Origin of the sequence: Corynebacterium sp. EPI-003-04-2554_SCH2473622, from assembly GCF_001665955.1 — a bacterium.
Taxonomy (GTDB): domain Bacteria; phylum Actinomycetota; class Actinomycetes; order Mycobacteriales; family Mycobacteriaceae; genus Corynebacterium; species Corynebacterium pseudodiphtheriticum.
The window spans coordinates 1-26,532 of record NZ_LZMN01000057.1 but is presented as its reverse complement, the minus strand read 5'-3'; the positions used below and the strand labels follow the sequence as shown (position 1 = coordinate 26,532).

Here is a 26,532-nt window from a genome sequence, read left to right as displayed (position 1 = left end):
GGCGTCGGCAAGATTTTGGTGGAGCAATCGGCGAAGAACCTGCAGCGCACTTCGATGGAGCTGGGCGGTAACGCGCCGTTTGTTATCCACAAGGATGCGGATTTGGACAGCGTGCTGGAATGCGCGTATGCAGCGAAGATGCGTAACGGTGGGCAGGCGTGCGTGTCGGCCAACCGTTTTATTGTGCACGAGGATGTGGCTGCGGAATTCACTCGTCGTATCACGCAGAAGCTGGCGCAAGTAAGCACTGGCCATGGCTTGGATGAGGGCGTCGGTCTGGGCCCAATGATTACTGCGGCGCAGCGCGATGGCATCGCTAAGCTGGTCGACGATGCCCGCAAGGCTGGTGCCACCGTGCACACTGGTGGGGAAGTGCCGGAAGGCGAGGGCTACTTCTACCCGGCAACCGTGTTGTCAGATATTCCTACGGACGCGGATATTTTGCGCGAGGAGATCTTTGGCCCGGTGGTGGCGATTACTACTTATTCCGATCTGGACGACGCCATCGCTGCTGCTAATGACACTTCTGTGGGCTTGGCTGCGTACGGCTATAGCGAGAATGTGCATACGGCGGAGCGTTTGGCGCATGAGTTGAATGCGGGCATGGTGGCTATCAACCGCGGGGGTGTTTCTGATGTTGCCGCGCCGTTTGGTGGCATCAAGGAGTCTGGTTTTGGTCGCGAGGGCGGTGCTGAAGGCATCAACGAGTATTTGGATACTCGTTATATCGCGACTCCCTAAATTCTCCGATACTATAGTGTTGCACATCACAGAATAGGAAAATTTCCGTGGTGTGCTATAAGATTCTAACGCATTTGCTAGGGAAAATAAACTAATTGTGGATTTTAAAACTTCGCTCTTGTAAGCAATTATGTTTTGTTTTCCAAGCAAGTGTGAAGCTGGTGCACAACGCGGCACGTGGATGCCACGGGCGGCGACACAGCACCGGCAGGACCTATTAACTCTCGCAGACAGATAGTGGAGGTGTCTTCTTGTGAGTACTGCTGATCACGCTGCAGGAGAGAAAAACCTGTGGCACAGGATGCTCGACTGGCGTCCGAAATCAACCATCACGCGCATCCTGGTGGTGCTCACGCTCGTCCTGCCACTGGTTGGTGCAGCGACTTTCATGTGGGCGATGTGGGACCCATCGAAGTACCTGCGGAATGTTTCGCTCGCGGTTGTGAATGAAGACGCAGGTGTCGACCGCGACGGCAAATACATCAACTACGGTGACCAGGTCGTAGAAGGCCTGCTGGAAACGGACTATCTGAATTTCGCGGAAGTTGATAGAGAGCAAGGCGAAAAAGGCCTGACCCGCGGCGATTACCTTTTTGTGGTTACGATTCCGAAAGAATTCTCAGATGATGCCGTGACCATCATTAGCGACAACCCGCGTCAGCCTAATATCCACTTCGCTGAAAATGACTTTTATGGCACCAACGGTGCGGTGATTACCAATAGTTTGATCCCGCAGGTGCAAAACAAGGTCGCCGATGCGATCTCCAAAAAATACGCCACGCAGGTTATTGATGGCCTAGGGCGCATGAGCGAGGGAATAACCAAGGCTGCCGACGGCGCCGGGCGTTTGGATGCCGGTGCTACCCAGCTGAAAGACGGTGGTGCGCGGGCGGTTGACGGTATCTCGCGTTTGGATAAGGGCGCTTCTGACCTACAGGATGGTGCCGGACGCTTGCACCAGGGAACCACGGATTTGAAAGCTGGCACCACGCGACTGACCACCGGAGTGGGCGAACTGAGCAATGGTGCTGCCCGCCTGCAGGATGGCTCTTCCCAGTTGGCCAACGGCATGGATCAGTTGCTGGCTGGCACTGATCAGCTTGCCGACGGCGCCGGGCAGATTGATGCCGGTGTGAACCAGTTGACCGGTATGTTGTTGCCGCTACTGGAGCAGGTGCAAGGTGCACTGCCGGATATGCAGCCAATTATTGATGTGCTGCATACCTTCGGTGCTCACGCGGAAGCTGAGAAACTGGCGGGGATTGTCAGCCGCTTGGATCCTGCTAATCAACAGAACATGGTTAACCAGCTCAACCGCCTGCGGGAGGGCACCGGCCAGCTGCACTACAACCTGGCGGACCCGAATGCGCGCTACCGGGCTGGTGTGTTGCGTCTGCAGGATGGTGCGCACCGTTTGGACGATGGTATCACGCAGCTCAACGGGGGTGTGGGCCGTTTGGCCGATGGTGCTAGTCAATTGGATAACGGGGCAACCCGTCTGAACGAGGGCACGGGTTCGCTGACCGAAGGAGTCGGTCGCCTGAAAGACGGCACCACCAAACTAAACGATGGCGGCGGCCAGTTGCTGGACGGCATGACTCGTTTGCAAGACGGTACGAATGAACTGTCCACCAAGCTGGCGGAAGGCGCTGCGAAGGCACCGAAGATCAGCAAGCCAGAAACTTCGGCTGCCAATATTGCGGTGCCGATCAACTTCACCGCGTCGAATGTGCACCCAGTGCAAACCGTGGCTGATGAGTCCGACCCAACCGTCAAGAACATCACTGCTGGTGCAGCGATCTTGGTCATCGTCGTCTTTGGCTACCTAGCCATGGCGTTGCTGTCGACGCTGCTGCCACACATCGTCGGCAAGCGCGCAAACAGCTACACCGTGCTGGGGCCTGTGTTGCGGGCGCTGGGGTTGATTTCGCTGGTGAACTTCGCGGTGATCGGCTTTTTCGCTGGCTTCTCCGTTGCTCTGGGCTGGTCGCCGGATAATTGGGTAGCCGCTATCGGGGTGCTGGCGCTCACGGCCGTTACTGGTTCGGCGGTGTTCCAGTTCCTGCGCATCTTGTTCGGCCGTATGTACGGCGGGGTGTTCTCGTTGGGTCTCTTTGCGCTGGGGTTGTTCGTGTTCGGTGGTATCTGGCCGCTGGATACCACGCCGGCTCCGCTGCGGTTGCTGCACAACTTCCACCCAATGAGCTACACGCGGGATGCCTTTATGCGCGTGACGGATGGCCTGTACGACGCCACCTTCTGGGGCGGTCTCGGTGGTCTGCTGGTCTTCGCGCTCTTGTCGACGGGATTGTCGCTGGTAATTTACGCTTCTCGCCGTCGGGGTGCGGCTAATGAGCTGGATGAAGAGATCGAGTACGTAAAGAAGGCGCGTTTGGGCGAAGAGCCCGCTGCTTTGGCGAACTAAAACCTGTTCCTGTTTGCCGCCTGGAACACGAGCGACGCCCGGATTACCTCCACTCCGGGCGTCGCTTTTTGCTGTGCAAAACCTCCGTAAACAGGGTGTTCGCTACAGGCGAACAGGCCCTTAGCCTGCGGATATACCGAAATCCGGCGAATCGATTCGCAAAACGGGAAGGGTCGGTGATAGTTGCGCGTTATGGTGGGTGGAACATATCGCAAATCGGTTAGGGAGAACTCAGAGCACATGTTTGAACGGTTTACGGACCGAGCTCGACGCGTCATTGTTTTGGCGCAAGAAGAAGCTCGCATGCTTAACCACAATTACATCGGTACCGAGCACATTCTGCTTGGTCTGATCCACGAAGGTGAAGGGGTTGCTGCTAAGGCCCTGGAATCGATGGATATCTCCTTAGACGATGTCCGCAATGAGGTCGAAGAGATCATCGGACAGGGATCCCAACCGCACAGCGGACATATCCCATTTACTCCACGAGCAAAGAAGGTCTTGGAGCTTTCCTTGCGTGAAGGCCTGCAAATGGGCCACAAATATATCGGCACTGAATTCCTGCTGCTTGGCCTGATCCGTGAGGGCGAAGGCGTTGCCGCGCAGGTATTAACCAAGTTGGGCGCTGATCTGCCGCGCGTTCGTCAGCAGGTTATTCAGTTGCTGTCCGGTTATGAAGGCGGTAACCAGGATGGTTCCGGTAGCGGTTCTTCTTCCGCACCCGGCGGTGGTGGCCTGGCAGGTGCCGGTGCTGGCCCGTCCATGGGCGGCGGTTCCAGTAGCGGTGGTAAGGGCGACCGCTCTAATTCGCTGGTGCTGGATCAGTTCGGCCGTAACCTTACGCAGGCTGCGAAGGAAGGCAAACTGGACCCGGTTGTGGGCCGTGATTCTGAGGTCGAGCGCATCATGCAGGTGCTTTCGCGCCGTACCAAGAACAACCCGGTGCTGATTGGTGAGCCTGGTGTTGGTAAGACTGCCGTCGTAGAGGGCCTGGCCCTGGATATCGTTAACGGCAAGGTGCCAGAAACCCTGAAGGATAAGCAGCTGTACTCGCTCGATCTGGGTTCGCTGATTGCTGGTTCGCGTTACCGTGGTGACTTCGAAGAGCGCCTGAAGAAGGTGCTGAAGGAAATCAACCAGCGTGGCGACATCATCTTGTTCATCGACGAGATCCACAACTTGGTTGGTGCCGGTGCTGCCGAAGGCGCCATCGATGCTGCGTCGCTGCTGAAGCCGAAACTGGCGCGCGGTGAGCTACAAACCATTGGTGCCACCACCTTGGAGGAATACCGCAAGCACATTGAAAAAGACGCTGCTCTGGAGCGTCGCTTCCAGCCGGTGAAGGTTGAAGAGCCATCACTGGAAGACACCGTGCTGATTCTCAAGGGGCTGCGCGACAAATACGAGGCACACCACCGTGTCTCCTATACCGATGATGCCCTTGAGGCTGCGGCGAAGCTCGCACACCGTTATATCAATGACCGCTTCTTGCCAGACAAAGCCGTCGACTTGCTCGATGAGGCCGGTGCACGCATGCGCATCAAGCGACTGATCGCTCCAGAAAGCCTGCGTGAGGTTGATGAGCGCATCGCAGAGGTTCGTCGTAACAAGGAAGCCGCTATCGACGGCCAAGACTTTGAAAAGGCGGCGCGCCTGCGCGATAGCGAGCGTAAGTTGAACGAAGAGCGCGCGGAGAAGGAAAAGGCGTGGCGTGAAAACGACCTGGAAGACATCGCTGAGGTAGGCGAGGACCAGATCGCAGAAGTGCTTGCGCACTGGACCGGCATTCCGGCGCTGCGCATGACCGAAACAGAGTCCAGCCGTTTGCTCAACATGGAGCAAGAACTACACAAGCGCATCATCGGCCAGGACGAAGCCGTCAAGGCTGTTTCCCGTGCGATTCGCCGCACCCGTGCAGGGCTGAAGGATCCAAACCGGCCATCCGGTTCCTTCATCTTCGCCGGTCCATCCGGTGTGGGTAAAACAGAGTTGTCGAAGTCGCTGGCGAACTACCTGTTCGGTAACGACGACGATCTGATCCAGATCGACATGTCGGAGTTCCACGACCGCTTCACGGCCTCCCGTTTGTTCGGTGCCCCTCCGGGATACGTGGGCCACGAAGAAGGCGGCCAGTTGACCGAGAAGGTTCGTCGTAAGCCGTTCTCCGTGGTGCTTTTCGACGAGATCGAAAAGGCACACAAGGAGATCTACAACACCTTGCTGCAGGTATTGGAAGAAGGTCGCTTGACCGACGGCCAGGGCCGTGAGGTGGACTTCAAGAACACCGTGCTGATCTTCACTTCTAACCTGGGCACCTCCGATATTTCCAAGGCTGTTGGCCTCGGCTTTTCTTCGGAGTCGGAATTCGACCCGGATTCCCAGTACGACCGGATGAAGAACAAGGTCGACGAAGAGCTGAAGAAGCACTTCCGCCCAGAGTTCTTGAACCGTATCGACGAGACCGTCGTCTTCCACCAGTTGAACCAAAAGCAGATCGTCGAAATGGTGGACCTGCTCATCGGCCGCGTCGCCAAGCAGTTGCATGACCGCGACATGGACATCGAGCTGTCCGAGAACGCGAAGAAGCTGTTGGCTCGCCGTGGCTTCGATCCCGTACTGGGTGCTCGTCCGCTGCGTCGTACCATCCAGCGGGAAATCGAAGACCCAATGTCGGAGAAAATTTTGTTCGGCGAGTTGGGGGCCGGCGAAATCATCTCTGTCGACGTGGAAGGCTTCGACGAAGACAACAAGAAGAAGGGCACGTTCACCTTCAGCCCGCGTCCAAAGCCACTGCCGGAAGAAGAATTCGGTGAGTTGGACGAGGATGACGTTCGTGAAGTAGAGAACCCAACCGAGTCAGGCGATGCCGCTGGTTCCGACGACCAGGATGATAACGACGGCAAGGGCGGTTCTGGTTCCGATGGGGATAACCCAGATGATCAGCCGGGCACCGTTGGTGATCCGAATGGTCAGCCAGATACGTTGAGCCCAGATACGCCAAACAACGGTGGTTCCGGCGCTTTGCTGGAACGCCCAGAAGACGAGCGTGGTTCGGACGACTCTGATGATTCGGATGGTCCGGCTGGCCCACAGCCACAGCCGCAGCGCGACTAAAAGCATGGCAGCACGGCGTTGGCCCGCCAGCTTGGGGTTTTACTCGGCAGCTCGGCGTTTGCTCCTGCTAGCACGGCGTTGCTCGCCGTAGCCCGAACAGCTCCCTAACGACGTCCTAACGGCGAAACAGCTGGCCTGCCCCTCGAGAAGAGGTGGTAGGCCAGCTGTTTTTGTTTTGGCAAAACTTGAACTTGCCGTAATAACCCCGCAATAACGCCGCAATAACTAGAACGTGCCGCAGTCATTGCGCGGTGCGATGCCATGAAAACGATCAATCAGATACTGCAAACCTTGGGGCATATCCGTGAATAACGGTAGGGCGTGGTTAATGCCTGCCTTGAGCTGCGGCAACACAGGCGGGACATCTGTATGCAAAAACTGCACCTGGCCACCTTGTGCACAATATTGGCGCGCCATTGTGGTGGCTTGGGCGAAGGGGATCAGATCATCGTCGCCAGAATTAGAAACCATGATGGGCCCGGATACCGGCTGGGTGCCCAGCTTTTGCGCTTCCACTAAATTGCTGAGTTCCGGGTGTCGGTTGATCACCTCTGAGAAGGAGTCGCCGCTTTTGGTTAGCGTGCGGGTATCCGTAAAACCCCAGTTGATGGTGGCATCACCAATGCAGCTGATTTCTGCATCGTGTAAAAAGCGTTTGCCTTCCTCGTTGAATTCTTCGTCGATGATTCGTTGCAGCGCGGGGTAGCGGTCTACAAATCCATTGAGCGTGTAACCCAAGGCGGCCACGATGGACGAATTGTCGACGGCTTCCAACACGTGGCGCAGGTCCGCGGGCGGGGCGCCTGCGAAAGTGCCCACAAGGTTCAGCTCTGGCGCGTAGCTGGCTTTGTGTTCTGCGGCTGCTGCAGCCGCGCCTCCGCCTTGGGAATAACCGGCGAAGCCAACCGGAGAATCCGCTGGGGCCCCGGCTGCTTGCAATCCAGCCCGGGCGGCATCCAGGACGGCGTGGGCTTCTTCGACTGAGTTCACATAAGTGTGGTGGTCTGGAGTTCCCATGCCCATGTAATCGGTGCTAATAATGCGAATCCCCGCGAGATTGGCTAGATACTGCAAGGGCAATTCATAGTTTGCATTCACGCTGAGATAAGGCAGCCCGTCGGCATTAGTGTGGATCTCGAGCGCCGATATCAGGTCGGGTGCAGCGGATGGTGAGCATAGATCACCCGCTCCACGGGTTCCGGGTGCCATGACGATAGTGGGGGTGGGGCCGTTACCTTGCCAGGGGGTAATGGGGTCGATGACGTAGCCGGTGACCTCTACGGGCTCGCCGTTGGAATTGATTGAGGCGTAGCGGATACGCTGCGCGGAACCGGGAAGATGTTCGCCACCGGGATTCAGCAGGTGCGGTGCCGCGGTTGCTTCTAGCAGCTCACCGGGTGCTGCGCCGGGTGGCGACGGTGCTGCGTCGGCTGCTGCGTCAGGTGGCGGTGGTGCGGGAATGTAGACGGAGGGACTAGGAGCACCTGCTTCATTGGCGTGTGCCGTGGAAGTGCTCACGCTGGCTAAAAGACCAGTAGTCAGGAAACTGGCGGCCATCAGGCACAGCCCTTTGCGGATGCTGCTGCTAAAACCCGTGTGAGTGGAGGTGGTGGGGCTGTCAGAAATACTACTCTTTTGCTTAGAAAACTGTGATGTGAAATACATGCAAGACAGCTTAGAGCATGAACGTCACTGAGTCACCTATCACATTTGCTTCTGGGTCTATTAACTGCTCAAGGTCTACAAATTCCTATGATCAATGGGATGCTTGACCAGCAAGAAGGGTATTTCATCAGCGGTGTATTCCAGCTGCCCTTTTACTTCAAATACCGTGCTTAACATTTCAGTAGTCAGCACTTCTTCGGGGGGACCATCCGCCCGGAGCTTCTGATTGTGTAGCAGTAGGAGCCGGTCGCAATATCGTGCTGCTAGCGCTAGATCGTGGATTGCTAGAACAACGGCAATGTCGTGTTCCTTCGCAAGATGGAATAGAAGATCCATTAATTTGTGCTGGTGGTACAGGTCAAGGTGATTGGTTGGTTCATCGAGAAGCATTACGTTTGCTTGCTGTGCCATTGCCCGTGCAACCATGACGCGTTGAATTTGCCCGCCAGAAAGCTCATGCAGCCGCATATCAGAAATGTCTTCTAAGCTGCAATGAAATAACGCGCGATCAACAATTTCTGCGTCGTCAGGCTGTGGCGCTGAAAAAGGCATACGGCCTGCATCGCGGCCTAGCTGCACGACCTCGCGGACGGTGAGTGTAACCCGTTGGCCTGATTTCTGGGCCACATAGGACAAGGCATGAACACGTTGGGACAGCGGATAGGATTTTAACGGTTTTCCTGCGAAGTGAATGGTTCCGTCAAAGGGCTGCACCCCAGCAATGGACTTGAGAAGCGTCGACTTGCCACACCCATTGGGGCCGATGAGGCCTACCAGTCCGGGTTTTTTGATCTCGAAAGACACGTCGTCGATTACGGGTTTATTCGGAAAGCCCGTTTTGAGGTTCTCTACCTTGAGCATTAGTGCTTTCTCCGCAAGATTAGGAAAAACATCGGTACGCCAATGAGGGCAGTAATTACGCCCACTGGCAGTTCTTGGGGTGCAAAAATGGATCGCGCAAAGGCATCCGCGATAACTAGGGTGACAGCGCCAATGAGTGCGGACAACGGTATGAGGCTGGCATGTTTTGGTACGTTCAGCATTCTTACGGCATGGGGGATAATTAGCCCCACGAAACCTATCGCGCCGACGGAAGCCACAGTCGTGGCGGTCATCAGCGAAACACAAATAAGAACAATGTAGCGCAGTGCGACTACAGGAACGCCCATTGTTGAGGCGGTATCCCCACCCAAAGAGAGTGCATCTAGATGGCGGGAAAGCGCCCAAAGCATCAGCATTCCTATGGAGCCAACAATCATCACCGCAAATAGCGTAGGCCAGCGTGCTGCCCCTAGAACTCCGAGTAGCCAGAACATGATGCTGCGAGTAGATTCCGCGTCGCCCGAGGCTGTCACGACTAGAGAAGTCAGAGATTGGAAAAGAAAGCCAATGAGGACGCCGGTGAGCACTACCTTTGTTGCGTCCCCTCCGGTATTACGGAGTAAAAGCATCAGCAGAGCAAAAGAGGCGAGAGAACCAACGGTTGCGCCGAAAATGATTCCGTATTGCCAAGTAGAAAACAGGATCGCAATGACGGCGCCTGTCGATGCTCCAGAGGATACACCGAGTAAGTATGGCTCTGCGAGATCATTATGCGTAACAGCCTGCATTGCAACACCGCATACTGCCAAGATTGCTCCGACGAAGGCTGCCATAAGGATCCGCGGGATCCGAAGCTCCGTCAGGATCGATGTGCGCAGCGCGGAAGGGCTTGGTTGCGAAGGAACAACCAGCCCAATGAGTTCGCTGAAGGACATGGAGCTTGAGCCCACGGTGAGCGAGCCAACTAATGCTACGAGGAGGGTCGCAGCACTAATTCCAGCGATAGTCCAGGTTTTACGCAATATTACTCGCTCTTATTTGCAAATAGGTCGTCCTTGATAGCTTTGGAAACTTCTTCGACGAGTTCATAGGAGCGCCCCGATGCGGACGTGGCGACGCCTGGGACAACGACATAGGTGCCGTTCTTTACAGCTTTCATTTCTTTGGTGCCTGGGGTGGACTCAAGGTCGCTGACCTTTTCTTCCCACTTATCGCCTGGTTTTCCACGTCCGGGAAGATTCGCGAGCAAAATGACGTCTGGGTCTGCCTCAGCAACGGCTTCCCAGGAGATTTGTGGCCATTCCTCATCGAGATCACCGAAGACATTTTTCATTCCGGTTGCTTTTCCTGCTTCGGTGACGATGGAAGGGCCGCCTGCTACGTAGGGGGCACCGCCGATGGAAGAATAAAGCAGCATGAAAGTGGTTCCCTCTGGGGCCTGGGCGGCATTTTCGAGGGTTTGGTTTTGTTTTTCAATTAGGGACTTGGCCTCTTCTTCGCGGTCGAAGAGGGTACCGAGCTCCGTGATGTCTTTGGCTACGAGGTCGAAGGTTGATTTCTCGGCGTTGTCAGCATAGTCCGGACACTGGACATTTGATTGGTAGGTTGCCACGCCGAGGTTTTCCCATTCTTCGCGAGTTCCGGCATTGTCTGCGGTCCAGTTGAGTGCGAACGGAGAGTAGATGAAGTCCGTGTCTGCATCTCGTAGCTGCTCAGAGTTTGGAGCACTAGGGCTAATTTCTTTTATGCCCTCGAGATCGTAACCTTCAGGAGGCGCGTCTTTTTGGTGACCGTAGCCTACCATTTGGTCTTTGGCGCCGAGCAGAAGGAGAGTGTCAGTGGCGCCTTGTTCAAGGGTCGTGGCCCGTTCCACTGGGGTATGAGCGGTTAGCTCGAAGCCACAGTTATCGAGGGTGATAGCGGAGCTATTATTCTCCGAGCTGGCAGTGGTGTCTTCAGCGTCCCCAGTACTGCAGGAGGACAGGATGAGTCCAGTGGTAAGGATGAGGGCGGATGGAAGGAAACGGCGCATGATAAACCTCTATTCAAATAATCAATTAGATATTTGAAGATTATCAGGTTGGGGCTGGTTTTGATAATCAAAAAGAGGTGGTCTGGGGCACTTTAGGTGCTCCGAGCAACCCACCGGCTGACCAGCCGGCTAAGGCAGTGGCGAAGCTATTTTGCCGTGAGGCTATTTTGGGGCAGGGCTATTTTGCTGCATCATTCCGGCAGCGTGAATTCGCCACCACGGGCAACCTCACGCACCAAACCGTCGGCAAGCAAAGAACGCAGGGCTCGCTCGCGCTGATCATCTTTCGGCCACACGAGATCAATTTCCGGCTTCGGCACCGGCGCAGAAGCCTCCCGCAACACGGCCATAATCTTACCGCGCACCTGCCGGTCAGTGCCAGCGAACTTCTGCACCCGCTTTTTCTGCGCGGCCATCTCTGATTCACTCGGCGCCGGCGAGCCAGCACGCACCCACGCACAACCGGCATGAAGCGGGCATACCGAACACTGCGGCGAGCGCGCCGTGCACACCAAAGCGCCTAACTCCATCAAAGCCACCGACGTTTGCGGGCCGCGGCCGTCGGCAAGCAACTCACCCACCTGAGCCAACTGTCTTTTCGCTGGCTGTGGCGCCAAGAACTGTCCAGACCACGCACGCGCATACACCCGGCGCACGTTCGTATCCACCACCGGAACGTTCACACCAAAAGCAAAACACGCCACCGCCCGCGCGGTGTAATCGCCAATGCCGGGAAGCGCCAACAGCTCATCCACATCGCGCGGAACTACACCGTTATGTCGCTCGACAATTGCCTGCGCACATTCCCACAGCCGCAACGCCCGCCGCGGATACCCCAACCGGCCCCACGCGCGCAGCACATCTGCCTGGCTGGCCGCGGCAAAATCTTGCGGGGTGGGCCACCGCTCTAGCCACTCCAACCACTGCGGTGCAACGCGTGCCACGGGGGTTTGTTGGCTCATGACCTCGGAAACCAAAACACCCCATGCGGTGGTTTCTGGTGCACGCCAGGGCAAATCGCGGCCGTGCTCGGCGAACCAGTTGCGCAGCTCGGGCAACAAGGTAGTTGCGTCTGGGGCGGCAGCACAAGCATGTGTGGCAAAGATCGGTTCCGAATGATTCGTCATCGCGCATAGTTTAGGACAAAATAGAAGTTGTGAGTATGCAGAATGTGGCCAAGACTCCGCAGGCAGTGTGGGAGGCCCTTCGGGAGGGCAATGAGCGGTTTATCGCCAATCGCTCCGAGCGGCCAAATCAGGACCCGGAATACCGTTCGTTGTTGAGCGTTGGCCAGTCGCCGCGCGTGGTCATCTTCTCGTGCTCTGACTCGCGAGTTCCCGTCGAAATGGTTTTTGACCTGGGGCTTGGCGACGCCTTTGTGATCCGAACCGCCGGGCAAATCATTGATAGCTCGATCATTGCTTCGGTGGAATACGCCATCGAGAAATTCGACGTCAACCTGCTGGTAGTCATGGGGCACGAATCCTGCGGTGCGGTGCGCGCGACCATGGAATTTGCCGAAGGAGGCTCCGCGCCGAATGGCTTCCAGCGCACCATCGTCGAACGCGTACTGATGTCCGTGACGGAAGCCAACAAGCGTGGGATGGTTACCCGTGAAGACGTGGAGCGCCAGCACATCACCGAAACCGTGTACCAGTTGATGGCGCGCGCTCCAGGGCTGGGCCAAGGGTTGATTCGCCAGTCTATGGGCATCGTTGGTCTGCGCTACAACCTGAGCGAGGGCCGGGTGGAGCCGGTCGTGCTCAACGGCGTGCACTAAAATTTTCGCCGTAGCTGCGCAACAATAATTAGCGGGGCTTGGCGCCTAAGAGAGCTCCGGCCCCGTGTCGCGCGAGAAGCAGCGAGCAACCGCTTGGGCTAGGACACGCGTTGTGCTTGCGCCCGGCTGGGGCGGTTTCGTTATAAATTAGGAACTGTGACTTCCCCAAGACAACCTCGCCTCCCAGAAGAAATTTACCGACGCCGCCGCATGGCAGGCCTGGCGGTTCTTCTCTTGCTTGTGCTTTTGTTGGTCTGGATCTTCAGCGCCATTTTCGGTGGTGGCAGCGAAGAGAACCCGCAATCTGCTGCGGATTCGGCGGCTAACCAAACCGCCACGGCCACCGCAGCGCGGGAGGAAAAAGACGGCAAAGCCGATAAGGCTGCAGACAAGGACGCGGACGAGGCAGCCAACGACAGTGCGGCGAAAGAAGCCGATGACATCGATGCTGCTGACGATTCGCAGGAATCGGACCGCCCGAAGAAGGGCAGGGAAGGCGCGAAGTCTGCCGACGAGCGCCCATCGCCGTACCCAGAAGCTGACGAGGCCACCTCGGCTGCTGGCGCCTGCGACCTACACAATTTGCGGGTCACCGCGCACAGCGATAAAGCCTATTACGCCGGTGGTGACCAACCGACGTTCTACATGTCTATCGAAAACCCCACCGACCACGACTGCGCGGTCAATCTTGACGAGAACCCGCTGCGCTTCGAGGTTTATGATCTCAACACGAACCACCGCATGTGGGCAGATACCGACTGCTACCCAGCCGTGATCACCGGTAATCAGGAATTCAAGGCTGGCCAGACCCGCCACTTTGAGGCTGTATGGTCGAAGACGAATTCCGCGCCGGGCGAGTGCAACCACCGCCCGGCTACCCCGGAAGGCAATTACTTCCTGCACGCAGTGGTGGGCGATAACGCCTCCGACGCACTGACCTTCGCGCTGCGGGCGTAGTTTAACCGCGCAGTTCACGAACCACGGCTAGTGCCTGGCGCAGGGTGCTGACGCTGCGCAAATCCAGCCCATCGGCGGCGAGTTCTTTCGCGAGCGCGCGGTCTTCTGCGTCGTTGCGGCTTGGGGCAACCGCGCAGCGATAGCCGATACGCGCGGCTTCTTGTAAACGCCGCCGCAAATTCGGCACCGTGCGCATCTCGCCGGCCAGACCAATTTCTCCAATGAAGACGGTTTTGGCCGGCAGTGGTGTTTCATGCAGCGACGACCACGTCGCCAAGGCCACCGCCAGATCCGTGGCGGTTTCGGTGATGCGCACCCCGCCGACCGTCGCCACGTAGGCGTCTTTTTCATTGGTGCGCTCACCGGCGCGTGCTTGTAACACGGCGAGCACCAGTGGGATGCGGTTTTGATCCAATCCGGTGACCACCCGGCGGGGATTCTTGGCGACGGGATCGACCGTCAAAGACTGCACTTCGGCCACGATTGGGCGTACCCCGTCCATGGCGACGGTGACCGCGGAACCGTTGGGTGTGGCGCCGTGGTGGGACAGGAACAGCCCGGATGGGTCGGCGACTTCCCGGATGCCGTCGGCAGTTTGCTCAAAACAGCCGACCTCGTCGGTGGCACCAAAACGGTTTTTAATTCCGCGCAGCATCCGCAAACTGGATTGCCGCTCACCTTCAAAATTCAGCACCACATCAACCAGGTGCTCCAGCACGCGCGGCCCGGCGACGTTGCCGTCTTTGGTGACGTGGCCGACCAGCAGAATCGGAATACCGGTGGTTTTCGCCAGCGTGGTCAACGCGGCCGTAACCGCGCGGGATTGCGCCACGCCACCCGCAACCCCCTCCACGCCGGTGGCCTGCATGGTTTGCACGGAATCGACGATGATCAGCGATGGGCGTAGCGCCTCGACTTGCTGGAATACGACATCCAGGTCTGATTCTGCAGCGAGATACAGCGTGGGGGACAACCCGCCGGTACGCTTCGCCCGGGAGTAGACCTGTGCTGCGGATTCTTCTGCCGTCACATACAACGCCGTGCGGGTGGCAGGCTGTGCTTGTTGGTCTGCAGTGATTTCGGTAGCGGCAGCGGAGCTTTCTCCGCTATCTGCCTGGGGTTCCGGGACCTGACTCCAGCGTGCGGCCACCTCTAACAGCAGGGTGGACTTGCCGACGCCCGGCTCGCCAGCCATTAACACCACGGAACCGGCGACGATGCCGTCGCCCAGCACACGATCCAATTCCCCGATACCCGTGTGCAAGCTTTGCGCAGACTGCGCGGAGATCTGTGTAATCGGCACCGCGGCACTACTCGGCGCCAGCCCGCCGCGACGTCCACTGCTAGAGGCCCGCGAACCCGTACCCAAACCACCGGCACCCCCGCGCGCAGCAGAAGCTTTCGCGCCGGAACCCAAACCGGCTGCGAGGCCAGCGGAAAAGATCGGGGCAGCTTCTTCCAGGGTGCCCCACGAACCACACTCCGGGCAGCGGCCCAACCACTTTGGGGAGGAGTAGCCGCATTCGGAACAGGTGTGGATCGCCCGCTGTTTTTTTGCCATGGCACTCATCCTAAGGCAGGTGCCGCACGCCGAACCCAATCCTGAAGCAAGATTCGACAATATATTCGAAATAATAGGTAAAAAATCCACCCCGTCGGTAGCAGAGCGATCAGCTAACGTGTGCCGTGCAGGGTGGTGGATCAGCGGGGGGAGCTGCAGGAGGCTGCTGCCTTTAGTGGTGGCCGCCCTCGCTGTGGCCGCCGCCGTGGCTGTGATCATGTCCGTGGCCGTGATCGCCACTGATGGAACCGTCACCGCGTGGTGCGTAGCCTTCTTCCCAGTCGCGGTCGTGCTCGCCGGTAGTCAACGGTGCAGCTGCAATAGCGGCGTCGACGGTGATGGTGACCGAATCGAAGACGAATTCCACTGGGCGGTGGCCGCCTGGTGCGTAGTCGTCATTGTCTAGGGTGGTCTCGATGTACTGGATGCAGGCTTTTTCTGCCTGTGGGGTGTCCTTTAATGCCAATGCGCTGTCGCCAAAGACTGAGCATCCTGGCTCGATTGGGTCTAGGGTGCCCAAAGAAACCTGGTTGCCGTCGACCGAAATCGATTCCAGGGTGTGGGCCTTCATGGAAGGATCCTGGTTGGTGGCGGTGAACTTCAACGCTGCGGCGTTATCTTCCACGGTGATGGTGACATCGCGGACCGAAAGCTCGCCGTTTTCGCTGTTCGCGCTCTGCCCATCGACGGTCGCGACCTGCGAAGAAGTCTGGGTAATGTGTCCTGCCGAGCAGGCAGCCAGGGTAAGGCTGGCCAGGGCAGCAGCGGAAATGGTGCCGCCGCGACGAACAAACGATTTCAGGGACGTCACTGTGGGGTCCTCCAACAACTCATCGAGCACAAAGATTTTTCAGACTTTACCTTAGCTGTTTACCCCCGGCGGTACACAGTTTCCGGTTTGTACCATCGTTCATGCGGGGCATTCGGGGGCAAACTTTTTATGGGTGCGGTCCGGTAGGTGCTGTGGGGTGCTTGCCGACGCCCACCTGACCGGCTCCCAGGCGTCGGCAAGCACTTGCTGCGTGTTAAGGTGGTGGCTTGAAGTCTGCCTGTTAAGCGAGGAGTGGGAATGGAAATCAAGGTCGGCGAGGTTGTTGTCTACCCGCACCACGGCGCGGCGAAGGTCGAGGCCATTGAAACGCGCGAGATGGGCGGGGAAACGCTCGAGTATGTCGTGCTTTCCATCAACCAATCTGACCTGGTGGTTCGCGTCCCATCCAAGAACGTGGAGCGCGTCGGCGTGCGCGATGTCGTTGGTAAGGAAGGTCTGGAGAAGGTCTTTTCCGTATTGCGCGAGACTGACGTAGAGGAAGCCGGCAACTGGTCCCGTCGTTATAAGGCGAACCAAGAACGCCTGGCTTCTGGTGATATCAACCAGGTTGCTGAAGTTGTGCGGGACCTGTGGCGCCGCGATCAAGATCGGGGCCTTTCCGCAGGTGAAAAGCGCATGCTGGTGAAGGCGCGCCAGATTTTGGTCGGCGAGCTCGCGTTGGCAGGCCCAGTAGATGAGGCCAAAGCCGATAAGATGCTGGCCGAAGTCGATGCCACCATCGAGCGCCACCGGGCTGCTGGCTTGATCGGCACTACTGGCCCAGAGGTGGATACCAAGGTTGATGTGGACTTGGATGATCTCAGCTTCGACGACGAAGACTAGATAGCTGAAGACTAGATTACTGAAGATTAACCGCTGATAACTAGTTGTTGATGAATATTTCGAGCTCTCGCCCTGCCCCAGTAATTGCGATTATCGCCGCTGCCGGGCAGGGCACTCGTTTAGGTGCGGACAAACCGAAGGCGTTTGTTGAACTCGCAGGAATATCCCTGCTGGAACGCAGCATTAGTGCCATGCACGCAACCGAGCTTGTCGACGAGATCATTGTTGTTGCTGCGCCGGATATGTTGGATGAGGCTGCCGACGTGATTTCCCGGTGCGAGTCCGCTGACGTCACCCGCGGCGCTGGCGCCGGTGCTAGCGACGGGCGCACGATCCGCCTGGTTCCTGGCCGTGGGGAACGCGCGGATTCCGTCATGGCTGGGCTGGAAGCGATTTCGGTGGAGCCAGGCGTCGATCCGATCGTGCTGGTTCATGATGCTGCGCGAGCGCTGACCCCCGCGAGCATGATTGACCGGGTAGCGCGTGCAGTGGCAGATGGCGCTTCGGGGGTGGTTCCCGTGGTGCCGGTTGTGGACACGATCAAAGCTGTGACGGAAACTGCTGGTCACGGCGAAGCGCGCGGCCAGGCGCAGATCACCAAAACCGTGGATCGCAGCACTGTGCGTGCCGCGCAGACGCCACAGGGCTTTCGTTACAGTGCGCTGTTTTCTGCCAACGAGATGTATTACGCCAGCGTGCAAGCGGATGCTGAAGCCGGGACCCGCAGTTTTGTGCCCACCGATGATGCTTCGCTGCTTGAGTGGCAGGGCGTGCCCGTCGTGTGCGTCGACGGCGACGAGCTGGCTTTTAAAATCACCACGCGCAAGGATTTGCTGCTGGCCCGGGCCTATCTTGTCGACAGCGTCACTGAAGGGTCTGAAGGTGCTGAAAGCGTAAATCCCTCGTCCCAAGCCATCCCAGTGCAAGGTAATTCCGCACAGTCCCACTTGATGCAGCCACAACCCGCGCAGTCAAAAACCACGCAGTCACCGGCCATGCCCATCCCGCGCGTTGGTATCGCTAGCGACGCGCACCAGATTGAGGCGGGCAAGCCGTGCTGGATCGCCGGGTTGCTTTTCGACGGCGTCGATGGCTGCGAGGGCCACTCGGATGGCGACGTTGTCTCGCACGCCATGGTGGATGCGTTGTTGTCGGCCTCTGGTTTGGGTGATCTGGGCTCGTTCGTCGGTGTTGGCCGACCAGAATACGACAATGTTTCCGGTGCGCAGCTTCTGCGCGAGGTCCGTGCGCTTCTCGACGACAACGACTTCCGCATCGGCAACGTTGCGGTGCAGCTGATCGGGCAAACCCCGAAGTTCAGCCCGCGTAGGGAAGAAGCCCAACAGGTTTTAAGTGAGCTGCTGGGGGCCCCGGTTTCTGTCTCGGCAACCACCACTGATCACCTGGGATTTACTGGCCGCGAGGAAGGCCGCGCGGCAATCGCCAACGCAGTGGTATGGCGCGCGAACTAGTGCGGGCAGGAGTGCGTAAACTAGTACCCTGTGAGCTTACGGATTTTTGATACCGCGACGCGCCAGACCCACGACTTTCAACCCCTGCGCGAAGGCCAGGTTTCGATCTACCTGTGTGGGGCCACCCCGCAGGCGAAACCGCACATCGGCCACCTGCGTTCCGGGGTGGCTTTTGATATTGTGCGCCGTTGGTTTCTGGCCAAAGGCTACGATGTCGCATTCGTGCGCAATGTGACGGATATCGACGATAAGATCCTCACCAAAGCTGAAGCGCATTCCCGCCCGTGGTGGGAGTGGGTTTCTACTCATGAGCGCGAATTCACCCGCGCCTATCAAGCACTTGGCGTCATGGCCCCGAGTGTGGAGCCGCGCGCAACCGGGCATGTTACCCAGATGGTGGAGTATATGCAGCGGTTGATGGACCGCGGTTTTGCTTACGCCGTGGACGGCTCGGTGTATTTCGACGTTCTGGCTTGGCAGCAGGCAGAGGGCTCGGATTATGGCCACCTTTCGGGCAACCGCCCAGAAGAAATGGAGCAAGGCGAGACCGACAACGTGGGCAAGAAGAACCCGCTGGATTTTGCTTTGTGGAAGGCCGCGAAACCGGGTGAGCCTGCCTGGCCCACACCTTGGGGGGATGGTCGCCCGGGCTGGCACTTGGAGTGCTCGGCCATGGCCACGTATTACTTGGGTGCGGAGTTTGATGTGCACTGCGGCGGGCTGGATTTGCAGTTCCCGCACCACGAGAACGAGATTGCGCAGTCGCACGCTGCCGGTGATGGTTTTGCTCGTTACTGGATGCACAACCATTGGGTGACCATGGCTGGCGAGAAGATGTCCAAATCGCTGGGCAACGTTCTGGATATTGACGCTTTGCTGGAAAAGGTCCGTCCGGTGGAGCTGCGTTACTACCTGGGTAGCGCGCATTACCGCAGCGTGTTGGAGTATTCCGAGGCCGCGGTGCATGAGGCCGCCGTTGGTTTCCGCCGCATTGAGGATTTCGTTAACCGTGCGTCGAAGTTGGCGGGCGCGCCCGTCGACAAGCTGGCTGTGGAACAGGGCATGCTTGCCGACGCCGGTGTGGCCGGTGGTGCTGGGCTCGCCGACGTTAACGCTCAGGACAGTATTGCCCAGGAAGTTTCCGAGCACTGGCAAAAATTTGCTGCCGCGTTGGACGATGACTTTGCGGTGCCTCGTGCGTTGGCCGTTATTCACACCACGGTGAAAGCGGGCAATAATGCACTGGCTGGCAAGGACACAGGCAAAGATGCTGCCAAGGGCAAAGCCGTAGCGTTGGCGTCGTTGGTGCGTGCGATGACTGCCATTTTGGGCATTGACCCGTTGGATACGCAGTGGGCTGGTGGTACGCAGCAGTCCGCAGATGGTGGTGTGCAGCAAGCGCTTGCTAGTTTGGTAGAACACGAACTTGAGCTCCGGGCCGCGGCGCGCAGGGAGAAAGACTTCGCTACTGCCGACGGCGTGCGGGATCGTTTGGCTGCGGCTGGCATTGAGGTCATCGATACCCCGGGTGGCGCGGAATGGAAACTGCGCTAGGTGGATATTCGCAGCAACATCGCTGGGCACAGGGCTAGCAGAGCACAGAGTTAGTAAATTCGCTCGGCGTAGTGTTAGCAAACTCGCGCGGCGTACCACCAGAAAATCGCGTGGTGCAGCGCCGACAAAGTACAGTAAATTCGAAATACTCGAAAATGAAATTTTTACAGCAAGGATAGTGAATTTTTATGGCACGTACCCACGGTAGGGGCGGAGCGGGCATCCGCAAGACCAACAAAAAAGGAGCCACGAAGGGGTCTGGCGCTGTGCGTCGTCGTGGCCTGAAAGGCAAAGGGCCGACGCCGAAGGCGGAAGATCGGGTTTATCACCAGAAGCATAAGGCGAAACAGCAGCGTGAGCGTTCTAATTCTGGGCGCCACGAGGCGACGACGGAGCTGGTCGTCGGCAGGAACCCGGTGGTGGAATGCCTGAACGCAAAGGTTCCGGCGAGCATGTTGTTCGTGGTGGCTGGTACGGGTTCGGATGAGCGGTTGACACAGGCTGTGCAGATGGCGAACAGCCGTGGTATTCCGATCACCGAGTTGCCGCGTCATGAGATGGACGTGAAAACCGGCAACGGCATGCACCAGGGTATTGGTTTGCAGATTCCGCCGTTTAAATACGCGGAAGTAGAGGATTTGCTTGCTGATGTGCAGCAGCGCAATGAGACCGGCATGTTTGTCATTCTGGATAACATCACCGACCCACGAAATTTGGGTGCGGTGATTCGTTCGGCGGCTGCTTTTGGTGGCCACGGTGTGATTATTCCGGAGCGTCGTTCGGCTTCGGTCACGGCTGTTGCTTGGCGTACTTCTGCTGGTACGGCCGCGCAGTTGCCGGTGGCGCGGGCGACGAACCTGACGCGCACGGTGAAAGAATTTCAGAAGAACGGCTACCAGGTTGTTGGGCTGGAAGCTGGCGGAGAGCACACGCTGGATACCTACGACGGCGGCACAGATCCCGTGGTTATTGTTGTTGGCTCGGAAGGCAAAGGTATTTCGCGTTTGGTGCGCGAAAACTGTGATGTGTTGATGTCTATTCCGACCGTGGGGTGGGTGGAATCGCTGAACGCGTCGGTGGCAGCCGGTGCCGTCTTGAGTGAGTTCGCGCGCCAGCGCCGCGTCGGCTAGTTCATTTGTTTTGGTTGGGGCGGCAGGCTTGTTGCCGCCTCGTCGTGTCTGGCCATTTGCCATTGCTTGTGGCCTGTTGTCGGTGCTTTCGGCCCAGCTGAGGCGCCTGTCGTATAATGTAATCGCATTCATGTTCGAGCAGTGTGCTACCTGGCTGCTACGCTCGTGAGCATGACACATAAGCCAGTAGAACTTGCCCCACGGGTTTTATCGTGGGCCAGCATTATTGATCAGAACACCGCAGACCAAGCTGCTGGGTTGGGGCAGCTAGATTTTGTTTCTCCGCATATCGCGTTGATGCCCGACGCGCATAGCGGCAAGGGCACAGCCATCGGCACGGTTATCCCTACTAAGGGGGCTGTGATTCCGGCTGCTGTCGGGGTGGATATTGGTTGTGGAATGGCTGCAGTGCGCACCATTTTTACTGCCGGCGACATCGCGCAGATTTCCCTGGAGCAGTTGCGGGACGAGATTGAGCGTTCCATTCCGCTTTCGCCGGGAAATTACAATAAGAAGATCCACCGCGAGCACACCAAGGCCCGCATTCAAGAACTCGAAGAATTAGCCGAGCGTGACGACGTCGACCTGTCGCATTCCTCGAAGTGGCGCGAGCAGCTAGGCAGCTTGGGTGGCGGCAACCACTTCATCGAGTTGTGCCTGGATGGTGACGATAATGTCTGGTGTTTCCTGCACTCGGGTTCGCGCGGGGTGGGGAACAAGATCGCGCAAAAGCATATTAAGATCGCGACGCGAGAAATCAGGGAAGCGGGCGTCGAGCTTGCAGAAAAGGATCACGCGTACCTGTGTGAGGCTACCGAGTCCTTCGATACTTACCTGCGGGAACTCGCGTGGGCGCAACGGTTTGCACGGCTGAATCGCGATGAGATGATGGATCGCTTCGTTGATCAGCTGGCCCGCATGATGCGCCAAGCCCGTGACGACGGGCGTATTTCCATGGAGGTGCCCGCAGATAGTGCGGATACCGAGGTGGAACGGGTGAACTGCCACCATAACTACACCGAAAAGGTGACCATCAATGATGATCCCGTGTGGCTTACCCGCAAGGGCGCGATTGATGCCAGCGTCGGCAAGTTCGGGTTGATTCCCGGTTCGATGGGCGCGCGATCATATGTGGTGCGTGGTCGCGGTAACGCTGCGGGCCTGAATTCTGCGCCGCACGGGGCGGGGCGAGTGATGTCGCGTCGGCAAGCAAAGAAGCAGTACACCGCGGAAGATTTGGCGAGTCGCATGGGCGATATCGTGTACCGGCCAGGTGAGCAATGGGTGGATGAAATCCCGGATGCGTACAAGCCGATTGACCAGGTGATGGCTGATGCCGCGGATCTCGTAGAAGTGGTCACGGAACTGCGGCAGGTGCTGAACGTTAAGGGTACGTAGCGGTCTGGCGCTTTATCCGGGAAGAAACGCCGCGGAGTCAATAGGTGACGTGGCCACAAACAGGTTAGACTGGTGCTATGACTGTCATCAGAGATATTTTCCTGCTTATCGCCCGCATCATTCTGGGCGGCGTGCTCATCGCGCACGGCTGGCAGAAGTTTAATGAATGGACCATCGACGGCACCGCAAGCTCCTTCCAGGAAATGGGTGTGCCTTCCCCAGAGATTTCCGCACAGGTTGCTACCTGGTTTGAAATTGGTGGTGGCGCAGCCATCATCCTCGGCCTGCTGGTGCGCCTGGTTGGCCCGGTACTGTTCGTGCAGATGGCCGGTGCTGCGTGGTTTGCGCACCGCGATTCCGGCATCTTTGTTTCCGACGGCGGCTGGGAGTTTGTTGCCGTAATCGGAGCTGCTGGTCTGGCACTGTCTGCTGCCGGTGCTGGTCGGGCCTCGCTGGATCACTTGTTTGTCGCGCCGTTCCGTAAGCGCAAGGAAGAAAAAGAAGCTGCTGATAACCAGCAGGCTGTCGGCGCTGGCGTTGCTGGCTCCGGTATCGCCGGTGCTGAGCAGAACTTCGGTGCTGAACAGAACTTTGGCGGCGAAAATTTCTCCAGCCAGAACTCGACCCAGAACTACGGCCAGAGCTCCGGGCAGGAATACTCTGACGACCAAGACTTTTCTACCCCGAACTTCGATAACGCAGCTGGCAACAACTCCACCGCTGATGGTGTAGACGCCAACGCAGAAACCACCCAGTGGAGCACCGATAACCAGTGGGACAACGGGAAGAAGTAAAAACTCGCACTAAGCGATAACCACTACGCCCTAGGCACCGCCACGCTCTAGGCGAAAACTTATCGCGAATAACAACCGGGGCTTGCAGCCACCACCAGCACTAGCTGGCAGGCTGCAAGCCCCGGTTTTGTGTTGTTTTATTGCCCGCTACCCGCGCCGGGCCGAGACCTGAGCCTGTACCCGCGCCGTTAGCTCAGCTCCGGTCAGCTTTTCCTTCGGCGCCGCCAGAATCCAGAGCGCCGCCAGCATCCTGCGCGACATGGTGGTGCGGATTCACCGTGGCATTGTTTCCTGCACCCAATGCTTTTACGCGGCGTGCATAAGCGACCTCATCGCGGGAAGTCTTGCGGCTGCGCAAATTCCCGATAATCCGGCACAGCAGGTAAATCACAAACGAAATCGTCGTCACGAACACCGAAACCGGCAGGCCCGGCGCCAGGGAAGCAACCAAACCACCGACGGCGGCGATTTCAGCGAATACCACCGAGAGCACCATGGATTTCACCGGCGAGGAAGTCACCTGTACCGCGGCTGCACCTGGGGTAATCAGTAGAGCCATCACCAGCAACGCACCGACGATCTGCACGGATTGCGCGGCGGTCAAACCCACCATCACCGCGAACAACACGGCCAGCCCGCGCACGGGAACACCGGCGGCTTGTGCCATCAGCGGATCCACCGAGGCAAACAGCAGGGGGCGCCACAGCACGATGATCAACGCCGTGATCACCACCGTGGTTGCCGCCAGCATCCACGTCGATGCGCCGGAGACACCGACGATCTGCCCGGTCAGCAACGACATCGCCGTCGTCGTGTTTCCTGGGTACAGGTGGATGAACAGCACGGATAGGCCCAAGCCGAAGCTCATAACCACGCCGATTGCAGAATCTTGGTTACCCCGCAGCCCCAGCACCGCCAGGATCACCGCCGCGGCAATCGAGCCGATGATCGCGCCGAAGCCGATATTGATGCCGAACAATAACGCGGCCGCCGCACCCATCAGTGCCAGTTCCGAGGTCGCGTGCACGGAAAACGACATGTGCCGCAGCACAATCAAACTGGTGATCACACCGGATAAAACCCCGAGCAGGGCAGAGGCAATCAGCGCCTGTTGCACAAAGCCCACTGAGAGCAAATAAGCGGTATCGTCCCAATAACTCACTAGACCACCACCAGCTTCCCGTTGACGGTTGCTACTTCTACATGCGTGCCGTACAGCTCGCTGAGCACCTGGGTTTGCATAACTTCGTCGATCGTTCCCAACATGTGCCCGCGGGGTGCCAGGTACAGCACGCGGTCCACAACATCCAGGATTGGGTTGATGCCGTGGGTGACAAACAGGACCGCCGCGCGGTGCTCGTGCAGCCGGGCGACGGTATCGTGCTCGCGGGCCATATCCAGCGAGAGCAGGGGCTCGTCGGCAAGCACCACGTCCGGGTCCGTGCCAAAAGCTTGGGCCTGGCGGATCAGTTGCTGTTGGCCACCGGAAAGCGTGCCGACGGAACGGTCCGCGATGCCTTCTGCGCCGACGTAGGCCAGTGCCTCATCGACGGCGTGTTTGCTCGGCCGGCGCCCCGAAAACACCCCGTGGCCGAGGGATAGCGACACCAAGTCCCGTGCTCGCACCGGCAGGTGTTTATCAAACATGTGCTGTTGCGGGATGTAGCCGATGCGCCCGTCGACGCGCACGGAGCCAGTAGTAAGCGTGCGGGTGCCCAGGACTGTGTTCAGTAGGGTGGATTTGCCGGAACCGTTCGGCCCCAAAATGGCGATGAATTCGCCGGGTTGTACGTCCAAGTCCAGCCCGCTCCATAGCGGGTCTACACCGGCGTTGGAAAACTGAATCGGCATTGCGGTTTATGCGCTCGCCTTTGCGGCTGCTGCTTCCAAGTCATCGACGACGGAGTGGAAGTATTCCAGGAAGTTTTCGCCACCCAGTGGGGTTTCACCGACCGGAACCATGGGGATGTTTTTGGCCTCAGCGGCTTCGCGGATGCGTTTGGTCAGGTCGGTTTCGGTTTGCGGGTTGTAGATGAGTACGTCGAGTTCGTCGTTTTCGATGAGTTCCAGGAATGAGGCCAGGTCAGCGGCGGCGGCATCGCTGTGGTTCAGCGTGGCGTGCCGGTATGACTCTGGGGTGACTTCGTCCATCTTGGTGTGGGTGAGGATGTAGTCGGCGATCGGGTGCGTTTGCGCGATGTTGATGGCTGGCAGAGCTTTGATTTGCGCGGCGATCTCATCTAGTTCGGCGTTGAGTTCGTCGATTTTCAGGGGTGCATCCGGGTGGGTTTCTTTGATGCGGTCGGCAACGCCGTTGGCCACGGTGGATAGGGCTTTGGTGTCGAACCAGACGTGTTCGTTGTTGGCGACGTCGAAGGTGTCGTTGTCACCGTAGTACTGGGCGTGTGCCTCGGTGCCTTCTGGTTTTTCGTTGCCGGAGTTGTGTTCGTGCGGGGTTAGTGGCAGGGCGTGGATGACGATGTCTTCGTCGAGAGGTTCGTAGAGCCAGGCGTCGTATCCGCCGCCACCGGCGACGACGACGTCGGCTTCGTTGGCGCGTGCCAGGTCGGCTGCGGTGGGTTCGAAGTGGTGGGGGTCGGTGTTGGTGTCGCTGATGATGGTGCGGATATTCGCGACGGATTCGTCGTCGATGACGGCTTTGGTGAGATCGCCCCACACGCTGGTCGAGGCTACGATTTCGATGGTGCCTTCGCCGCCCGCGGCGGTATCGCCGTTGCTTGCCGACGTGGCAGCGTCCCCGGAGCCTCCTGTTTCTCCCGATGAGCAGGCTGCCAGGAACATCATGGCGGCGGTGGCGGTTGCGGTCAAGACTCCTCGACGTTTCGTGATCATAGTTAACACTATGGTGGTGGTGAAAACAGTTGTCAATTGAAAATCTAGTGAAAATAAGCAGCGTGACGGCGTCTTCCTGGCCTGCAGCGGGCCGTAAAACCGGAGTGCTCGCTTGTCGTTAAGGCTGTGAAGAATGGCCTGGCCGAAGCCCGGTAGAATCACCCGCATGGCACCGCGATCACGGGCTGGGCTCAGCAAAGGAACTTTGGCATCGATTGCCGCCGATCTGGGCGTGTCCCGTACGACGGTTTCTAACGCCTATAACCGTCCGGATCAGTTGTCTGCGGCCACCCGTGAGCGCATTATGGCGGCTGCGAAAGCCCGCGGCTACCCGGGGCCGGACCCGCGGGAATCAAAGTCAACGAAAAATCGGTGCCGTGGGTGGACTCGGCAATTCCGGCCAGGAAATCCACCGAAGCCATGTCCTCGAAGGCATAAGACAGATGTTCGGTCAGCACCACACCCCAGGAACCAGCATGTTTGGTGCGCAACGAACGCGCCGTCGGGTCCGGCCCCGGGTAGCCGCGGGCTTTCGCAGCCGCCATAATGCGCTCACGGGTGGCCGCAGACAACTGATCCG

At 58.3% G+C, this 26,532-nt stretch carries 21 protein-coding genes and 3 pseudogenes; 13 read left to right on the top strand and 11 right to left on the bottom strand.

The features are described 5' to 3' along the window. The 3 genes from A5774_RS07010 to A5774_RS07000 form a co-directional block, all read left to right on the top strand. Positions 1-741 (top strand): aldehyde dehydrogenase family protein (locus A5774_RS07010; RefSeq protein ID WP_156519569.1); only part of this gene is annotated, 741 nt, incomplete at its 5' end. Between the two features lie 253 nt (positions 742-994). Beyond that, positions 995-3,166, top strand: a complete 2,172-nt coding sequence (locus A5774_RS07005) for a YhgE/Pip domain-containing protein (protein WP_064834019.1) — start codon at positions 995-997, stop codon at positions 3,164-3,166. A 240-nt stretch (positions 3,167-3,406) separates the two neighbouring features. Continuing rightward, positions 3,407-6,280, top strand: a complete 2,874-nt coding sequence (locus A5774_RS07000; protein ID WP_064834017.1) for an ATP-dependent Clp protease ATP-binding subunit — start codon at positions 3,407-3,409, stop codon at positions 6,278-6,280. Between the two features lie 225 nt (positions 6,281-6,505). Here the strand turns inward: A5774_RS07000 and A5774_RS06995 are convergent, their stop codons facing one another. From A5774_RS06995 to A5774_RS06975, 5 genes are all read right to left on the bottom strand, one after another. Further along, the gene (locus A5774_RS06995) at positions 6,506-7,798 is read right to left on the bottom strand and encodes a lipase family protein (RefSeq protein ID WP_231892379.1); all 1,293 of its coding nucleotides are present in this window, start codon (positions 7,796-7,798) and stop codon (positions 6,506-6,508) included. A gap of 222 nt (positions 7,799-8,020) precedes the next feature. After that, entirely contained in the window at positions 8,021-8,806 is a 786-nt protein-coding gene (locus tag A5774_RS06990; protein WP_064834015.1) for an ABC transporter ATP-binding protein, read from the bottom strand. After that, positions 8,806-9,789 (bottom strand): iron ABC transporter permease, encoded by a 984-nt coding sequence (locus A5774_RS06985; RefSeq protein WP_064834013.1) that lies wholly within the window; start codon positions 9,787-9,789, stop codon positions 8,806-8,808. Before A5774_RS06985 ends, A5774_RS06990 begins: the two co-directional genes overlap by 1 nt. Positions 9,790-9,791: 2 nt before the next feature. Continuing rightward, positions 9,792-10,799 carry an ABC transporter substrate-binding protein gene (locus A5774_RS06980; RefSeq protein WP_064834011.1) on the bottom strand — a complete coding sequence of 336 codons (1,008 nt, stop codon included), beginning with the start codon at positions 10,797-10,799 and terminating at the stop codon, positions 9,792-9,794. A 191-nt stretch (positions 10,800-10,990) separates the two neighbouring features. Continuing rightward, entirely contained in the window at positions 10,991-11,926 is a 936-nt protein-coding gene (locus tag A5774_RS06975) for an A/G-specific adenine glycosylase (RefSeq protein WP_231892378.1), read from the bottom strand. 35 nt (positions 11,927-11,961) lie between these two features. Here A5774_RS06975 and A5774_RS06970 point away from each other — a divergent pair, with 35 nt between their 5' ends. Together A5774_RS06970 and A5774_RS06965 are read left to right on the top strand one after the other, a co-directional pair. Beyond that, entirely contained in the window at positions 11,962-12,579 is a 618-nt protein-coding gene (locus A5774_RS06970) for a carbonic anhydrase (protein ID WP_021352446.1), read from the top strand. Positions 12,580-12,735: 156 nt separating this feature from the next. Next, entirely contained in the window at positions 12,736-13,536 is an 801-nt protein-coding gene (locus A5774_RS06965) for a hypothetical protein (protein ID WP_027018189.1), read from the top strand. 1 nt (position 13,537) lies between these two features. Here the strand turns inward: A5774_RS06965 and A5774_RS06960 are convergent, their stop codons facing one another. Continuing rightward, positions 13,538-15,097, bottom strand: coding sequence for a DNA repair protein RadA (locus A5774_RS06960; protein WP_064834009.1), 1,560 nt, complete (start codon positions 15,095-15,097; stop codon positions 13,538-13,540). 172 nt (positions 15,098-15,269) lie between these two features. Beyond that, on the bottom strand, positions 15,270-15,908 hold the full coding sequence (locus A5774_RS06955; protein ID WP_231892377.1) for a hypothetical protein: 639 nt from the start codon (positions 15,906-15,908) through the stop codon (positions 15,270-15,272). Between the two features lie 258 nt (positions 15,909-16,166). Here A5774_RS06955 and A5774_RS06950 point away from each other — a divergent pair, with 258 nt between their 5' ends. From A5774_RS06950 to A5774_RS11970, 7 genes and pseudogenes are all read left to right on the top strand, one after another. After that, positions 16,167-16,751, top strand: coding sequence for a CarD family transcriptional regulator (locus A5774_RS06950; RefSeq protein WP_021352441.1), 585 nt, complete (start codon positions 16,167-16,169; stop codon positions 16,749-16,751). Positions 16,752-16,801: 50 nt separating this feature from the next. After that, positions 16,802-17,596 (top strand): annotated as a pseudogene (gene ispD, locus A5774_RS11715) (2-C-methyl-D-erythritol 4-phosphate cytidylyltransferase); the annotation flags it as partial. Between the two features lie 150 nt (positions 17,597-17,746). After that, complete coding sequence (gene ispF, locus A5774_RS11710; protein WP_027018187.1) at positions 17,747-18,223, top strand: 2-C-methyl-D-erythritol 2,4-cyclodiphosphate synthase; 477 nt, start codon at positions 17,747-17,749, stop codon at positions 18,221-18,223. Positions 18,224-18,253: 30 nt separating this feature from the next. Beyond that, positions 18,254-19,777 (top strand): cysteine--tRNA ligase, encoded by a 1,524-nt coding sequence (gene cysS, locus A5774_RS06940; protein ID WP_064834006.1) that lies wholly within the window; start codon positions 18,254-18,256, stop codon positions 19,775-19,777. A 188-nt stretch (positions 19,778-19,965) separates the two neighbouring features. Then, positions 19,966-20,907, top strand: a complete 942-nt coding sequence (gene rlmB, locus A5774_RS06935; protein WP_021352436.1) for a 23S rRNA (guanosine(2251)-2'-O)-methyltransferase RlmB — start codon at positions 19,966-19,968, stop codon at positions 20,905-20,907. A gap of 171 nt (positions 20,908-21,078) precedes the next feature. Continuing rightward, the gene (locus A5774_RS06930; RefSeq protein WP_064834004.1) at positions 21,079-22,305 is read left to right on the top strand and encodes an RtcB family protein; all 1,227 of its coding nucleotides are present in this window, start codon (positions 21,079-21,081) and stop codon (positions 22,303-22,305) included. Positions 22,306-22,382: 77 nt separating this feature from the next. Continuing rightward, positions 22,383-23,099 carry a DoxX family protein gene (locus tag A5774_RS11970; RefSeq protein WP_064834001.1) on the top strand — a complete coding sequence of 239 codons (717 nt, stop codon included), beginning with the start codon at positions 22,383-22,385 and terminating at the stop codon, positions 23,097-23,099. A gap of 193 nt (positions 23,100-23,292) precedes the next feature. Here the strand turns inward: A5774_RS11970 and A5774_RS06920 are convergent, their stop codons facing one another. Genes A5774_RS06920 through A5774_RS06910 form a run of 3 tightly spaced genes read right to left on the bottom strand, consistent with a single transcriptional unit; the run spans position 23,293 to position 25,952 of the window. Next, positions 23,293-24,261, bottom strand: coding sequence for a metal ABC transporter permease (locus A5774_RS06920; RefSeq protein WP_064833999.1), 969 nt, complete (start codon positions 24,259-24,261; stop codon positions 23,293-23,295). After that, positions 24,261-24,950: a metal ABC transporter ATP-binding protein gene (locus A5774_RS06915; protein ID WP_021352432.1), complete on the bottom strand. Its 690-nt coding sequence runs from the start codon at positions 24,948-24,950 to the stop codon at positions 24,261-24,263. The genes A5774_RS06920 and A5774_RS06915 overlap by 1 nt, the downstream gene beginning before the upstream one ends. Positions 24,951-24,956: 6 nt before the next feature. Further along, a complete protein-coding gene (locus tag A5774_RS06910) occupies positions 24,957-25,952 on the bottom strand; it encodes a metal ABC transporter solute-binding protein, Zn/Mn family (RefSeq protein ID WP_064833997.1) in 996 nt (331 codons plus the stop codon). 133 nt (positions 25,953-26,085) lie between these two features. Here A5774_RS06910 and A5774_RS11965 point away from each other — a divergent pair. Then, a pseudogene (locus A5774_RS11965) lies at positions 26,086-26,223 on the top strand (hypothetical protein); the annotation flags it as partial. Positions 26,224-26,290: 67 nt separating this feature from the next. Here the strand turns inward: A5774_RS11965 and A5774_RS11960 are convergent. Next, a pseudogene (locus A5774_RS11960) lies at positions 26,291-26,532 on the bottom strand (LacI family transcriptional regulator); the annotation flags it as partial.